A 13,249-nucleotide genomic window follows, 5' to 3' on the forward strand; every position below is an offset into this window, starting at 1 on the left:
CGCCATGCCCGCCACCGCCATGCCCGCCACCGCCATGCCCGCCACCGCCGCCCAGATCGCCCTGCGCTCGCTGGCCCGCCGCCACCAGCAGCTGTCCGCCGAGATCGCCGACCTGGACGAGCTGTTGCAGCCCCTGGTCGCCGCGATCAATCCCCGCCTCGTCGCCGCCCACGGGGTGGGCACCGACGTCGCCGGCCAGTTGCTGGTCACCGCTGGTGAAAACCATGACCGGCTGCGCTCGGAGGCCGCCTTCGCCATGCTCTGCGGCGCCGCCCCCATCCCGGCCTCCTCAGGCAAGACCACCCGGCACCGGCTCAACCGCGGGGGCGACCGGCAGGCAACGCTACATCGCCCGAGAGCTCTACCGGATCATCACAACGAATGATCACGAAATCGCGGCTTGACAACCATAAGAGCATCCTCCGGCCGGTGCCGGAGGCGGGGTCAGGCGAGGGTTTCGCCGCCGTCGACGGTGATGACCTGGCCGGTGACGTAGTTGTTGGCCATGAGGAAGACGGCCGCGGCGGCGGCCTCCTCGGCGGTGCCGAAGCGGCCGAGAGGCGTGGACGTTCCGGCGGCGGCGATCGCGTCGTCGGAGTCCAGCCCCGGCAGTGAACGCAGGAGCGGGGTGTCGATCCGGCCGTAGCGTACGGTGTTCACCCGCACCCGAGCAGGGGCGAGCTCCACGGCGAGGGCCCTGGTGAGGGTCTCCACGGCGCCGGCGGCCGACAGCGGGACGGTCATCCCGGGGTAGGGGCGGACCACGAGAATCCCCGAGCTGAACGTGAGCGAACCTCCCGCGGGAAGCCGGGTCGCCGCCGCGCGGGCGACGGCGAAGACCGTCTGGAGGGGGCCCGAGCCGAGGGTCGTGCGTATGTCGTCGGCCGACAGCCCGGTCAGCGGACCGGCGCCGCTGATGCCGCCGGCGGTGACGTACACGTGGTCGACGTGACCCGCCCTGTCGAACGCCTCGGTGAGGATCCGCTCGTCCCCGGCGTCGCCGGGAACGCCCAGCACGGCGTCGTCGGGATCCCCGGCCGGGCCCGCCTCGCGCACGCGGGCGACGGCGGCCTTCAGCCGGTCGGGGTCGCGGCCGACCAGCACGACGCGGGCGCCGACCGAACGCAGCAGGACGGCCGCCGCCAGCCCGATGCCCGAGCTGCCGCCGATGAGGACGGCGGTCGTGCCGGAGAGGGTGCCCGGCAGCGGCGACCGGACGGGGATGGGTGTCGCAGTGCTCATGGGAGAGCCTTTCGGTGGAATAAACCATCTGGTTGTTTTATTGCTCGCCCCGATACTGCCGCCCGGAGGGGGGAGGAGTCAACCGGATGGTTTAATTCGTGCATGGCCTACGACGCGGAGGACACCAGACGGAGGATCTTCGACGCCGCCGCCGTCGAGTTCGCCGAGCACGGCCTGGCCGGGGCCAGGGTGGACCGCATCGCCGCGGCCGCCAAGGCCAACAAGCAGGCCATCTACCTCTATTACGGCAGCAAGGAGAAGCTGTTCGCCGCCGTCCTGCGGGCGAAGCTGGAGGACGTCCGCGCCTCCGTCTCCGTCGATCCCGACGCGGTGGCCGAGTCGGTCGGGCAGATGTTCGACTGGTATCGGGAACACCCGGAGCTGATCAGGCTGCTGCTGTGGGATGCGCTGGAGGTGGGCGACGAACCCGGCGAGGGCGAGCAGGAGTGGCGCGACGGTTTCCGCGAGAAGGTCGGCCAACTCATCGACGCGGGCGCGGCCGGCGACCTTGTGGAGGACGCGCGGGTCCGCGCTTCCCAGGACCTGCTGTTCACCATCATGGGACTGATCTCCTGGAACTTCGCGGTGCCCCGGATGTGCCGCCTCGTTCTGGACGAGGAGACCGAGCAGGCGGCCTTGGCCCGCCGTCGCGAGACGGTGATCGAAACCGCCCGCAGGCTGGCCACCCCGCCGGAGTGAGCAGCCGCCGAAGTGAGCGGCCGCCGGAGTGAGCGGCCGCCGAAGTGAGCGGCCGCTACTCCTCCGCGACGGGAAGGGCGACCATCTGGCCACGGGCGGCCGACAGAGCGGCGGCCTCCAGGACGGCGATGGTGTCCGCGGCGTCGCCGGGCTCGACCGGGGGCGGCGCACCGTCGCGCAGGCAGGCCACGACGCCCTCGTAGAACCGCTGGTACGCCCCGGGCTCGGTGGGGACCCGGCGGGTGTCGCCCCCGGCCCCGACCATGCCCCAGCGCTCCGGGGCCTCCACGCCCCATCCGGTGCCCGCGCCGGAACTCCCGCCCGGGCCGAATTCGGCGGCGTCCGGGCGCTCGCCCGCCCGCAGGCGTTCCTCCTGGGGGTCCAGTCCCCACTTGACGTACGACGCGCGGGAGCCGAGCACCCGGAACCTCGGGCCGAGGTCCGCGGCCACCGCGCTCATCCACAGGTGCGAGCGGGTCCCGTTCCGGTGGGTCAGCGCGACGAACGCGTCGTCGTCGTTGCGCACCCCGGCCCGCCTGACGTCGGTCTCCGCGTACACGCCGGAGACCGGGCCGAACAGGCGCAGCGCCTGGTCCACCAGATGGCTGCCGAGGTCGTAGAGGGTGCCGCCGACCTCCTCCGGGCCGCCCGACTCGCGCCAGCCGCCCTTGGGCACCGGCCGCCACCGCTCGAACCGCGACTCGAACCGGTGGACCTCGCCCAGCTCGGGCAGCATCCGGCGCAGCGTCAGGAAGTCGCCGTCCCAGCGCCTGTTCTGGAAGACCGTCAGCATCAGCCCGCGGTCGCGCGCGAGCCGTACGAGGTCGCGGGCCTCGGCGGCGGCGCCGGCCAGCGGCTTGTCGACGACCACGGGAAGCCCGGCCTTGAGCGCCTCGGCCGCCATGGGCACGTGGGTGCGGTTCGGCGTCGCGATCACCACGAGATCGCAGCGGTCCCACAGGTCGTCCACGGCGGGGACGACGGCCGCGCCGGGATAGCCGGCGCGGACACGCTCGGCCCTGCCGGGGTCGCGGGTGACGACGGCGGCGAGGCGCAGTCCCGGCGTGGCGGCGATCAGCGGCGCGTGGAAAAAGGATCCGGCCGGACCGAAACCAGCCAGTCCGACGCGAATTTCGGGCAAATCTGAGGACGGCATGAGGCGCGGGGAGTCCTTCGGGCGGGTCGGGGCGGCGGGCTTCGCGGCGGCTCAGGCGTCGCCGTCGTCCCGTTCGGCGAGGAACGCCTCGAACTGGGCGGCGAGCTCGTCACCCGTGGGCATCTGCGCCTCCTCGGCCAGCAGGCTCTCCCGTTCGGCGCCCGACTGGAACGCGTCGTACTGCTGCTCCAGGCCGCGGATGGCGCCGGCGAGCTCGTCGGACGCCGCGATCTGCTCCTCGATCTCGACGTTGGTCTTGTCGGCCGCCTCCCTGAGCGCGTCCATGGGGAAGACCAGCCCGGTGCCGCGGGTGACGGCCTCCAGCGCCGCCACGGCGGCCTGCGGGTACTCCGCCTGGGCGAGGTAGTGGGGCACGTGAACGGCGTAGCCGAGCGCGTCGTGACCCTTCGCCCCGAGCCGGAACTCGATGAGCGCGGCGAGGCTCCCCGGCACGCGGACCTTGCCGAACGGGCTGGTCTGCCCGTTCACGAGGTCGGGGCGGGTGGCGTGGGCCGTCATGCCGAGCGGCCGGGTGTGCGGAACGCCCATCGGGATGCCGTGGACGGTCACCAGCCTGCCGATGTTGAGCCGGGTCACCAGCATGCCGACGGCCTCGGTGAACAGCTCCCACTCCCGGTCGGGCTCCGGGCCGCTCAAGATGAGGAACGGCGTGCCCGTGACGTCCTTGGTCAGGTAGACGGCCAGCTCAGGGGTGTCGTAGTCGCTCCAGTGATCGGTGTCGAAGGTCATCGCCGGGCGGCGGGATCGGTAGTCGATCAGCCGGTCCACGTCGAAGGTCGCGATGACCCGGTGCTCCAGTTCGGCGAGGAGGTGCCCCAGGGCGAGCCGCCCGGCGGCGCCGGCGTCGACGAACCCCTCAAAGTGATAGAGCAGCACCGGATCGGTCAGCTCGGGCAGGTCCACGTCGAGCCGATAGAGATCCGTGGGGTCGGACACGTGTCCCAGCCTTTCTCGCGAGGTCTTTACCTACTGAACCTACGGGACCCCCGGTCGATTCCGGCCCGTTCCGTGCTCGATCCGGAGGGGTAGCGGCGACCTTACCGTTGGACTATGGGGAACATGGAGCCGGACCCTGAGATGGAGGAGTTCGCCACCAGGCTTTTCGACCTCGCGAGGTCGGGGCGGACCGAGGCGCTGTGCGCGTACGTCGACGCGGGCGTGCCCGTCGACCTGCGCAACCAGAAGGGCGACACCCTGCTCATGCTGGCGGCCTACCACGGGCACGCCGCCACCGTGCGCGCCCTGGGCGAGCGGGGTGCGGACCCCGACCTCGCCAACGACCGCGGGCAGACCCCGCTCGCCGGCGCGGTGTTCAAGAAGGAGCCCGAGGTCGTGCGGGCGTTGCTGGAGCTGGGAGCCGACCGCTACGCCGGGACGCCCTCGGCCGTCGACGCCGCCCGCATGTTCGGGGACGCGGAGATCGTCACGCTCATCGAGGGCTCATCCGGCTGAATAGATCTGTCTGGATAGATCTATCTGGCCGGTGTGTCCGTAATTATGGCAAGGCTGGCGCCGATCATCTGCTAGGACCATGCTTGTCGGATGGCTACTGCGAAAGCGGATTCCCTCAGTGGGAGCCCCCTCCGCCTTCCCTCGCTCACCTGCCCCTTCCCGAGTGCGGTGAACCCGCACGTCGACGAGGTGAACCGGGACACGCTGGCCTGGCTGGCCGCCTCCGGCATGATCGCCGACGACGGCCAGCTTGAGCGTTTCCGGCTCGCTCGTTACGGATGGCTCGGCGCCCGGACCTACCCGTACGCCTCCCAGGAACTGTGCCAGCTCGTCACGGACTGGTGCGTGTGGCTGTTCGCGTTCGACGACGCCTACTGCGAGTCGGACCGGCGGGCGGCCGAGATCGCCCGGGCCCTGCCCCAGCTCTACAGCGTCGTCGAGGACAACGAGGGGGGCGAACCGGTCGAGAACGTCTTCGCCCGCTCGCTCCTCGACATCAAGACACGGATCAGGAAGAACGGCACCGCCGACCAGCTCGACCGGTGGCGCGCGACGATCAAGGACTACCTGTTCGCCCAGGTCTGGGAGGCCGCCAACCGGGAGGACGACGTCGTCCCGACCATCGACGACTACATCTTCATGCGCCGCAGGACCGGCGCGATGCTCACCGTCTTCGCGCTGATCGACGTGGCCGCGGAGGTCTGCCTCACCACGGACGAGTGGCGCCATCCGGTGGTGCACGAGATGACCGAGCACGCCAACGACGTGGTCGTCTGGGACAACGACCTCATCTCGTACGCCAAGGAGCGGGGCGAGGCGAACATCCGCAACAACCTCGTCAGCGTGCTGGTCGGGCACACCGGGTGCACGGTCCAGGAGGCGATGGACCGGATCGGCGCGATGCGCGACGAGGCGGTCGCCGCGATGGCGGCGCTCGCCCCTGCCGCCGAGGCGCTCGGCTCGCCCGCCGTCGACGCGTACGTGAGAGGCCTGCAGTACTGGATCAGCGGCAGCGTGGACTACTCGCTGACCAGCTCCCGGTATTTCGGCGCCTGGCAGTGACCACCCATCGGCGATCGGGGGCCGCGGTGAACCCGGTCAGTCCAGGTGGAAGTCGTCGAGGTCGTCCAGCGCGTACTCGACGAGGTCGCCCAGGCTGAACCGGGTCCCGACGGTGTACGCCTCGTCGTAGGCGGCGTCGCCGATCAGCTTCTTGCACTCCTTGACGCACTGTTCGTGCTCGGTCGTGAAGAACGGCGACCCGAACTGGGGCAGCCCGAAGGTCCGCCAGTTGGCCTGGGCCGCCCCGAGGAGGGTCGCCGTCCGTCCCGGCTCGCCGGCCTCGAGGTTCAGGGTGGCGAGGTTGTCCACGCACAGGACGATCCCGAGCACGTCGTGGAAGTGCCGCTTGATGCGCAGCGCCTCCTTGCACGCCACCAGTGCCTCGTCGCGCCTGCCGGTCGCACGGTGGACGAGGGAGGAGACGTACCAGGAGTAGGACCGCAGCCACAGCTCGCCGCGCTCCTGGCAGACCTGCAGGCAGTCGGCCAGGAGCGTCTCCGCCTCCTCGAACTCGCCCTGCGCGAACAACACCATGGACAGCTCGACGATCGCGGGCAGCAGGCCCGGGTTCAGCTCCCGGCCGCCGCGGTGGAACTCGATCGCGACGCCGAGCAGCGCCGTCGCCTTCTTCGCGTCGCCCTGCAGCATGGCCGCGGTGCCCTGCATCTTGGTGGCCAGCAGCACCGCGCCCGAGTCGCCCACGCGCACCGCGTCGGTGCTGCACTCCTCGGCCGCGGCGAGCGCGCCCGCCATGTCGCCCTGGGCGCTGCGGATGTAGGCCAGCACCCACAGGGCCTTGCAGCGCTCCTTGCTGGGCGAGGGACTGATCTTGAGCGCGCGCTCCAGGTAGACCACGCCCTCACGGGCGAAGCCGCAGGCGACCCACAGGAACCACAGGGCCGACAGCAACTGCAGCCCGACGCGTTCCTCGCCCGGCGTCGAGAGGCAGTAGTCGAGCGCGACGCGGATGTTGTCGTGCTCCTGGCGCATCCGCGTGTACCAGTGGACCTGGCGCGGTCCCGACCACGAGTGCTCGCTGCGCTCGGCGAGCTGCAGGTAGTAGTCGCGGTGGCGGCACCGCAGGTCCTGTGTCTCGCCGAGCTTGTCCAGCCACTCGCCGCCGTACTGCCGCAGCGTGTCGATCAGGCGGTAGCGCTGCCCGGCCGGGGTGGGGAAGCTGAGCAGGACCGACTTGTCGACCAGGCCGCCGATCACGTCGAGGATCCGCTCGGACGGCAGTGCCTCGCCGGCGCAGACGCTCCGGGCCGCGTCCAGGTCGAAGTCGCCGGCGAACACCGACAGCCGCGCCCACAGCAGCCGCTCGGCCGGTTCGCACAGCTCGTGGCTCCACCCGATCGCCGCGCGCAGCGTCTGGTGCCGCGGCAGCGCCGTACGGCTGGCCCCGGCGAGCAGGCTGAACCGATCGGCGAGCAGCGCGAGGATCTGCTCCACCGACAGCGTGCGCAGGCGTACGGCGGCCAGTTCGATGGCCAGCGGGATTCCGTCGAGACGGCGGCACAGCTCGGCGACGGCCGTGACGTTGTCCTCGTCGACCACGAAGTCGGGCACGACGGCGGAGGCCCGGATGCCGAACAGCTCGACGGCCTCGTTGGTGAACGGATTCTCCGACGGCTTGTCGCCGGGCACCGTCAGCGGCGGCACGGCGGCCGTGTACTCGCCCGGCGCGTTGAGCGACCGCCGGCTCGTCGCGAGGATGCGCAGGTGCGGCGCGGTGTTGAGCAGATCCTGGGTGAGCTGGGCGCAGGCGTCGACCAGGTGCTCGCAGGTGTCCAGGATGAGCAGGAGCTCCCGGTCGGCCAGCCATTCGGTGAGGGTGGCCGACCCCTCCCGCGGCGACTGGTCGGCGATGCCGAGCGCGGCCGTGATCGTGTGGTAGACCATCGCGGGGTCCTGCAGCCGGGCCAGGTCGACGTACCAGACGCCGTCCCTGAACTGGCGCCGCACCTGATGCGCGACACGCAGCGCGGTGCGGGACTTGCCGACCCCGCCGATGCCCGTCACGGTGATCAGCCGGTGCTCCTGCAGCTTCTGTCGCAGCGACGCGAGCAGCCGCGTGCGCCCGACGAAGCTCGTCAGCTCCACGGGCAGGTTGCCCTCTTGCCGCCATCCTGCTGGCGTTGCCATGCCGCCTCACGGGGGGTTCGTCCGGCGTGCTCCCTGCTCCCGCATCGTACCTTTGCGTGCGGTTGGCTGTCCGGTGGTACGGGCGTGACGTTTGCCCGGCGATGAGGCGGCGTGATCTCCCCTCGGCGGAAGGAGTCCCAGCGCCGCCCGGCCGTCGCGCCCGGACTCCAGGGCCGCGCCCGGCGCTCGCCCGGGACTCCGCGGCTGTCCCGCTCCCGTGGCGCCGTGGCTCCGCGGCTCCCGGACGGAGCCAGTAACATTGGCGGCGTGAGTGCGCAGCATCCGGATGACATGCGTCCGGTGGACCTCTTCGACGAGGGGCTGCCGGTGCTGCCCGACCAGACGAGCGACGACACCGACCTCGGGTGGGGCGACTGGCGCTCCGACTCCGACGTCTCCCACCTGCTGGAGGAGCGCCCGCCGCACTGGGGCTAGCTCTGGGCTAGCTCAGGACCGGGGCGCCAGCTCGAACCACACGGCCTTTCCCCTGCTCGTCGGGCGTACGCCCCAGGAGCGGGACAGGCACTCGACGATCAGCAGCCCCCGGCCGCCCTCCGCGTCGTCCGGCGATCTGTCGCGGGCCCGCAGCGGAACGGGGGCCTCGTCCTCGTCCTCGACCTCGCACCGTAGGACGCCGTCCCGCAGCACGAGCGCGAGGACCGGTTCCCCCCGCCCGTGCCGCACGGCGTTGGCGACCAGTTCGCTGACGAGCAGTTCGGCCACGTCGGCCACCTCGCCCTCCGCGCTGCCCGTCCAGTCCCGTAGCACGGCGCGGACGAGCCGGCGTGCCCGGCTCGTGGACGACGGGACGGCGGGGAGGACCCACGAGGCCCGGCACGCCCCGGGCACGCTGTCGCCGTCCGCGCCGTCCGGCGCGGCGAGAGGCGGTTCCCCCGGCAGGGCGCCGTACGGCCGCCGGGGCGCGGGGACGAGCATCGTCGCGTTCATGGGCTCACGCTGCCTGCGCACAGCGGGCCCGGTGCGGCAGAAGGCTCCGGCCGTCGGGCAGCAGTTCGCCGGTGTCCTCGAACACCACGACACCGTTGCAGAGCAGCCCCCACCCCTGCTCCGGGTGGAAGGCCACGAGACGGGCGGCGTCGTGACCCGGGGCGTACGCGGGCGGACACGGCGGGGTGTGCGGGCACATGCGTGTCACCTCGATCCATCGGCGAACGGCGGACAGCTCACGAAAGGCCGGTTCGCACTCCTTGCACATCCCACGATTCCGGACGAAAGGCTCGCTGTCTGCGCCGGAAGCCCCCATCTCGCATGCCTGTCCGCCGGACTCCGGGATGGCGGCTACCTGCAATGACTCAGAGATGCTCCGATGTCACTCTGAACGTGTGGCCCTGCGGTGTCTCATCGTTGACGACAGCGATCACTTCAAGGAAGCCGCCCGCCTGTTGCTGGAGGCGGACGGCATCGCTGTCGTGGGCACGGCCGCCACCTTTGCCGAGGCTCTGCGGCGGTTTCACGAGCTGCGGCCCGATCTCGTGCTGGTCGACGTCGACCTGGGCGAGGAGAGCGGCTTCGACCTGGTCATGAGGCTGTGGGAGGAGGCGGAGGGCCGTCGCCCGCGGATCATCTTGATCTCCACCTACGACGAGCAGGACTACGCCGAACTGATCGCGACCAGCCCGGCCGTCGCCTTCCTGTCCAAGCCGCACCTCTCGGGCCGGGCGATCGACGACATCCTCCGGAAGGCGAACGCCTGACCGGTCCGCACGGGTCCGTGCCGCGCCGGTACCGCCGGCCGACCGGTCCCGGTCACCGTTGCCTCCCTCTGGGTCCTCCTTGTCGTGGGCGGCGTCAGCGGGCGTCGAGGAACGCGAGCACCGCGAGCACGCGGCGGTGGTCGTCCTCCGTCTCCGGCAGCCGCATCCTCGCCATGATGCTGCGCACGTGCTTTTCCACCGTGCCCTCCGTGATCCACAGCTTGTGCGCGATTCCCGCGTTGGAGCGGCCCTCCGCCATGAGGGCGAGCACCTCGCGCTCGCGCTGGGTGAGCTGCTCCAGCGGATCATGCCGGCGGCGGGCGTTGATCAGTTCCGCCACGAGGCTGGGGTCGACGACCGAGCCGCCGCTGACGATGCGTTTCAGTGTCCCCACGAACTCGGACACCGCGGTCACCCGGGTCTTGAGCAGATAGCCGATCCGCTGGCCTGTGGCGAGCAACTCCATCGCCTGATCGACCTCGATGTGCGCCGACAGCAGCAGGATGCCGACCTCGGGGAGCTCCGCTCGGATGACCTTGGCCGCCTCTACGCCCTCCGTGGTGTGCCGGGGAGGCATCCGGATGTCGATGATCGCGAGGTCGGGGCGGCACCGCCGTACGAGGGCGATCAGCTCGGGCGCGTTTCCCGCCTGGCCGGCGACCTCGAACCCCGATCGCTCCAACAGGCTCGCCAGCCCCTCGCGCAACAGGACGTCGTCGTCCGCCAGGACCACTCGTGCCGGGGCCTCGTTCACCGTTCCGCCGCCTTTCGCGCCGCGCAGGGACCGTACCTCGATCGTGTCGGCGATCGGGCAGTCGCACCATGCGCGGCCGATCAGCGTCGATGTGGTACATATGGCCGCGTAACGTTGGATTATGCGCGCGCGATGGCTGTCGTCGCTGCTCCGGATGGCACGTCCGCCCCTTGTTCTGGGCGTCGTCGTCGGCGTCGTATGCGTGACGGCGGAGACGCTTTTGGCCCTCCTGCTGGTCAGGGTGGCCTCCACAAGTCCCTTGGGCCTAGTTTATCTGCTCGGAATTCTCCTGGTTTCGTACATGTGGGGCCTGCCGCTCGGCATGGCGACCGCGCTGGGGAGTGCTCTGGCCTACGACCTCTTCCTGGTTCCTCCGACGCACCAGGTCACGCTCTTCAGCAGCTGGTCGTGGATTGCGCTGCTGGTCTTCCTGGTGGTCGCGCTGCTGGTCAGCGGTGCCGCGGCGCTGCTGCGATCGCTGCTCCTGGAGGCCGACGAGCGCCGCTGCGAGGCCGACGTCAGCGCCGGCACGGCCCGTCTCCTCCTGCGTGCCGAGCAGCTGCGCGCGGCGCTGCCGGTCGTGGCCCGGCGTCTGGCGCAGGACCTCGGTCTGCCGTCCGTGGCGATCGAGCTCGGGCCGGCCGGCGGCGACCGGCGCCGCGCCGCACTGCCCCTCAGTGACGAGGGTGCCCGGTTCGGCTCGCTCGTCGTGCCCGCGGATCTGCCGCAGGCGACGCTGCGCCGCCTGCGCGAGCGCGTGGTGCCCTCACTGGAGGCGGCGCTGGTGGCGGCGCGTGGTCGTGAGGCCGTCGCCTGTGCCCTGGCGGCGAGCCGGGACGAGCTGGCCAGGGTGGCCGAGGAGCAGGCCGCCCTGCGGAGGGTGGCGACACTGGTCGCACGCGGAGTCAGCCCGACGGAGATCTTCAACGCGGTCGCCGGTGAGATGGGCCTGATCGTGAACGCGGACCACACGGCGATCGAACGATACGAGCCCGACCGCACGGTCGTCCTGATGAGCTCCTGGAGCGCGTCGAGCGGCGGGGGCCCGCCGCCGGTGGGCGCGCGCCGGCGGCTTCACGAGGATGGCCTGTCCGCCCTCGTCCTGCGATCGGGACAGACGGGCAGGATCATGGTGGACGAAAGGACGGCCGGGGAGCTGGGCAGGTGGGCCAGAGACGAGGAGAACGGCGTCGCGATCGGCGGCCCCATCCTCGTCGAGGGGCGCCTGTGGGGCGTGATGATCGCCTTCTTCCGGGGCGTGGAGCGGCAGCCGGAGGGCGTGGAGGAGCGCATGCAGGACTTCACCGAACTCGTCGTGACGGCCATCTCCAACGCCCTGACCCGCGACGAGCTCGCCGCCTCACGCGCTCGTGTGGTCGCCGCCTCGGACGAGACCCGGCACCGGATCGAGCGCGATCTGCACGACGGAGCGCAGCAGCGCCTCGTCTCCCTGGGGTTGCAGCTGCGCATGGCGGAGACCGCCGTGCCGCCGGAGTTGCCGGAGCTCAGGCGGCAGCTGTCCCACACGGCCGAGGGCCTGGCGTTGGTGCTGGAAGACCTGCGGGAGCTGTCGCGCGGCATCCACCCGGCGATTCTGTCCAAAGGTGGTCTCGGACCGGCCCTGAAAATGCTCGCGCGCCGCTCGTCCGTCCCCGTCGACCTGCGGGTGGGAGTCCGGGAACGCCTGCCGGAGCGGGTCGAGGTGGCCGTCTACTACATCGTCTCGGAGTCGCTGACGAACGTGGCCAAGCACGCGCACGCCTCGCTGGTGGACATCGACGTCCACGCGACGGGCGGAAGGGCGACGGTCGTGATCCGCGACGACGGGACAGGCGGCGCCGACCCGGCCAAGGGTTCCGGGCTCATCGGTCTCAGCGACCGCGTCCAGGCGCTCGACGGGACCATCGAGATCACCAGCCCGGCCGGCCAGGGCACCACGCTGACGGCCGTCATCCCGGTCGGCGACCGCTGACCACCCGGTCCGCGTCCGGGCTGCCGGAGCGTGGTCGCGGGTGCCCCTCAGGACCCGGCCGGGCGGGAGGTTCCGCGAGCGGCAGGCGGACGACGAAGCGGACGCCGCCCTCCGGCGCGTCCTCCACACCGATGGTCCCGCCGTGGGCCCGCACGATCTCGCGTGCGATGGCGAGGCCGAGGCCGGGGCCGCCCCGGCCTCGGCCGCGCGACTGGTCCAGCCGGATGAACGGCTCGAAGACCCTCTCCCGATCGGCTTCGGCGATGCCGTCGCCGTCGTCGGACACCGTGATCTCCGCGTGGGCGCCCTCCTGGCGCACCTCCACCAGCACGCTGCCTCTGGCGTGGCGCTGCGCGTTGTCCAAGAGATTGCCCAGCAGGCGGTGGATCTCGTGCTCGACGGCGTGGATCGCCACTCCGGGGATGAGCCGGAGCAGCGTCGGCGTCCGGGGCGTCCGAGTGGAGACCTCCGCCAGGACCAGCTCCTTCAGGTCGGCGACTCGTGTCCCCTGCGGGGGTATCGTCGCCGCCTTTACGAGTGTCAGCAGGTCGGAGACGACCGTCTGGAGGCGGTCCACGTCGCGCAGCGTGTGGTCGACGAGCTCGGCGAGATCCGTCTCGTCGGGGTGCAGCCGGGCCACCTCCAACTGCGTCCGCAGTCCGGCGAGGGGCGTGAGCAGCTCGTGGGACGCGTCGGCCAGGAATCGGCGCTGCCGGTCGGCGGTCCGCTCCAGCTCTCTCCTGGCGGAGGAGAGCTGCCTCAGCACGCTCTCGGCGGCGTCCGCCGACAGGGAGACCTGACTCTCGTCGTGCGGATCGCGGGCGCGCCCCGACGGATCGCCGACGGCCGTGTGGGAGTGCCGGTGCATGACGCTCATCTCATCGGTGCCGGATCGGTCGTGGTCGCCGGAGCGCGGCTCTCGTTGCTTTCATGACCGTTCTCTGCATCGCGCACCTCCGGCTACACAACCGCGTTCTGTGGCAGCGGCGGTCTCGTACGTACGTCCGTCCGGGCGCGCGGTGCAGTGACCT

At 71.4% G+C, this 13,249-nt stretch carries 14 protein-coding genes and 1 pseudogene; 7 read left to right on the plus strand and 8 right to left on the minus strand.

What is annotated here, in order from left to right; genetic code table 11:
* Window positions 1-340: pseudogene (locus BXA11_RS44490) on the plus strand (transposase); the annotation flags it as partial.
* Window positions 341-444: 104 nt separating this feature from the next.
* On the opposite strand, the gene BXA11_RS11965 reads toward BXA11_RS44490, so the two are convergent.
* Window positions 445-1,242: an SDR family NAD(P)-dependent oxidoreductase gene (locus BXA11_RS11965; protein ID WP_076434578.1), complete on the minus strand. Its 798-nt coding sequence runs from the start codon at window positions 1,240-1,242 to the stop codon at window positions 445-447.
* Between the two features lie 102 nt (window positions 1,243-1,344).
* Here BXA11_RS11965 and BXA11_RS11970 point away from each other — a divergent pair, with 102 nt between their 5' ends.
* Window positions 1,345-1,941, plus strand: coding sequence for a TetR/AcrR family transcriptional regulator (locus BXA11_RS11970; protein WP_076434579.1), 597 nt, complete (start codon window positions 1,345-1,347; stop codon window positions 1,939-1,941).
* 55 nt (window positions 1,942-1,996) lie between these two features.
* On the opposite strand, the gene BXA11_RS11975 is transcribed toward BXA11_RS11970, so the two are convergent.
* Both BXA11_RS11975 and BXA11_RS11980 read right to left on the minus strand, forming a co-directional pair.
* Window positions 1,997-3,082: a Gfo/Idh/MocA family oxidoreductase gene (locus tag BXA11_RS11975; protein ID WP_244303582.1), complete on the minus strand. Its 1,086-nt coding sequence runs from the start codon at window positions 3,080-3,082 to the stop codon at window positions 1,997-1,999.
* 66 nt (window positions 3,083-3,148) lie between these two features.
* Window positions 3,149-4,054: a proteasome assembly chaperone family protein gene (locus tag BXA11_RS11980; protein WP_143734214.1), complete on the minus strand. Its 906-nt coding sequence runs from the start codon at window positions 4,052-4,054 to the stop codon at window positions 3,149-3,151.
* A 114-nt stretch (window positions 4,055-4,168) separates the two neighbouring features.
* Here BXA11_RS11980 and BXA11_RS11985 point away from each other — a divergent pair, with 114 nt between their 5' ends.
* Entirely contained in the window at window positions 4,169-4,570 is a 402-nt protein-coding gene (locus BXA11_RS11985; RefSeq protein ID WP_030505564.1) for an ankyrin repeat domain-containing protein, read from the plus strand.
* 168 nt (window positions 4,571-4,738) lie between these two features.
* Window positions 4,739-5,632, plus strand: coding sequence for a 4-epi-cubebol synthase (locus BXA11_RS11990; RefSeq protein ID WP_030505563.1), 894 nt, complete (start codon window positions 4,739-4,741; stop codon window positions 5,630-5,632).
* Window positions 5,633-5,668: 36 nt separating this feature from the next.
* On the opposite strand, the gene BXA11_RS11995 is transcribed toward BXA11_RS11990, so the two are convergent.
* Window positions 5,669-7,777: an ATP-binding protein gene (locus tag BXA11_RS11995; protein WP_076434582.1), complete on the minus strand. Its 2,109-nt coding sequence runs from the start codon at window positions 7,775-7,777 to the stop codon at window positions 5,669-5,671.
* A gap of 267 nt (window positions 7,778-8,044) precedes the next feature.
* Between BXA11_RS11995 and BXA11_RS43060 the strand changes: the two genes are divergently transcribed.
* Window positions 8,045-8,212, plus strand: a complete 168-nt coding sequence (locus BXA11_RS43060; protein WP_156080707.1) for a hypothetical protein — start codon at window positions 8,045-8,047, stop codon at window positions 8,210-8,212.
* 12 nt (window positions 8,213-8,224) lie between these two features.
* On the opposite strand, the gene BXA11_RS12000 is transcribed toward BXA11_RS43060, so the two are convergent.
* Together BXA11_RS12000 and BXA11_RS12005 are read right to left on the minus strand one after the other, a co-directional pair.
* Window positions 8,225-8,725: an ATP-binding protein gene (locus tag BXA11_RS12000; protein WP_076434583.1), complete on the minus strand. Its 501-nt coding sequence runs from the start codon at window positions 8,723-8,725 to the stop codon at window positions 8,225-8,227.
* A 4-nt stretch (window positions 8,726-8,729) separates the two neighbouring features.
* On the minus strand, window positions 8,730-8,924 hold the full coding sequence (locus BXA11_RS12005; RefSeq protein WP_030505560.1) for a DUF5999 family protein: 195 nt from the start codon (window positions 8,922-8,924) through the stop codon (window positions 8,730-8,732).
* Between the two features lie 196 nt (window positions 8,925-9,120).
* On the opposite strand from BXA11_RS12005, the gene BXA11_RS12010 reads away from it, so the two are divergent.
* Window positions 9,121-9,492, plus strand: coding sequence for a response regulator transcription factor (locus BXA11_RS12010; RefSeq protein WP_239104958.1), 372 nt, complete (start codon window positions 9,121-9,123; stop codon window positions 9,490-9,492).
* 94 nt (window positions 9,493-9,586) lie between these two features.
* Here the strand turns inward: BXA11_RS12010 and BXA11_RS12015 are convergent, their stop codons facing one another.
* Window positions 9,587-10,246: a response regulator gene (locus tag BXA11_RS12015; RefSeq protein ID WP_076434585.1), complete on the minus strand. Its 660-nt coding sequence runs from the start codon at window positions 10,244-10,246 to the stop codon at window positions 9,587-9,589.
* A 121-nt stretch (window positions 10,247-10,367) separates the two neighbouring features.
* On the opposite strand from BXA11_RS12015, the gene BXA11_RS12020 reads away from it, so the two are divergent.
* Window positions 10,368-12,218 carry a sensor histidine kinase gene (locus BXA11_RS12020; protein WP_083744171.1) on the plus strand — a complete coding sequence of 617 codons (1,851 nt, stop codon included), beginning with the start codon at window positions 10,368-10,370 and terminating at the stop codon, window positions 12,216-12,218.
* Here BXA11_RS12020 and BXA11_RS12025 read toward each other — a convergent pair.
* On the minus strand, window positions 12,196-13,095 hold the full coding sequence (locus BXA11_RS12025; protein ID WP_076434586.1) for a sensor histidine kinase: 900 nt from the start codon (window positions 13,093-13,095) through the stop codon (window positions 12,196-12,198). The two genes, BXA11_RS12020 and BXA11_RS12025, sit on opposite strands and share 23 nt — an antisense overlap.
* Window positions 13,096-13,249 lie beyond the last annotated feature (154 nt).

It is taken from the genome of Microbispora rosea, from assembly GCF_900156315.1.
GTDB lineage: Bacteria > Actinomycetota > Actinomycetes > Streptosporangiales > Streptosporangiaceae > Microbispora > Microbispora rosea.

What these genes read in the sequence shown, in the direction of transcription:
- BXA11_RS11965 (WP_076434578.1), bottom strand. Translation starts at nt 1,242, where the DNA reads ATGAGCACTGCGACACCCATCCCCGTCCGGTCGCCGCTGCCGGGCACC.
- BXA11_RS11970 (WP_076434579.1), top strand. Translation starts at nt 1,345, where the DNA reads ATGGCCTACGACGCGGAGGACACCAGACGGAGGATCTTCGACGCCGCC.
- BXA11_RS11985 (WP_030505564.1), top strand. Translation starts at nt 4,169, where the DNA reads ATGGGGAACATGGAGCCGGACCCTGAGATGGAGGAGTTCGCCACCAGG.
- BXA11_RS11995 (WP_076434582.1), bottom strand. Translation starts at nt 7,777, where the DNA reads ATGGCAACGCCAGCAGGATGGCGGCAAGAGGGCAACCTGCCCGTGGAG.
- BXA11_RS12000 (WP_076434583.1), bottom strand. Translation starts at nt 8,725, where the DNA reads ATGAACGCGACGATGCTCGTCCCCGCGCCCCGGCGGCCGTACGGCGCC.
- BXA11_RS12005 (WP_030505560.1), bottom strand. Translation starts at nt 8,924, where the DNA reads ATGTGCCCGCACACCCCGCCGTGTCCGCCCGCGTACGCCCCGGGTCAC.
- BXA11_RS12020 (WP_083744171.1), top strand. Translation starts at nt 10,368, where the DNA reads ATGCGCGCGCGATGGCTGTCGTCGCTGCTCCGGATGGCACGTCCGCCC.
- BXA11_RS12025 (WP_076434586.1), bottom strand. Translation starts at nt 13,095, where the DNA reads ATGAGCGTCATGCACCGGCACTCCCACACGGCCGTCGGCGATCCGTCG.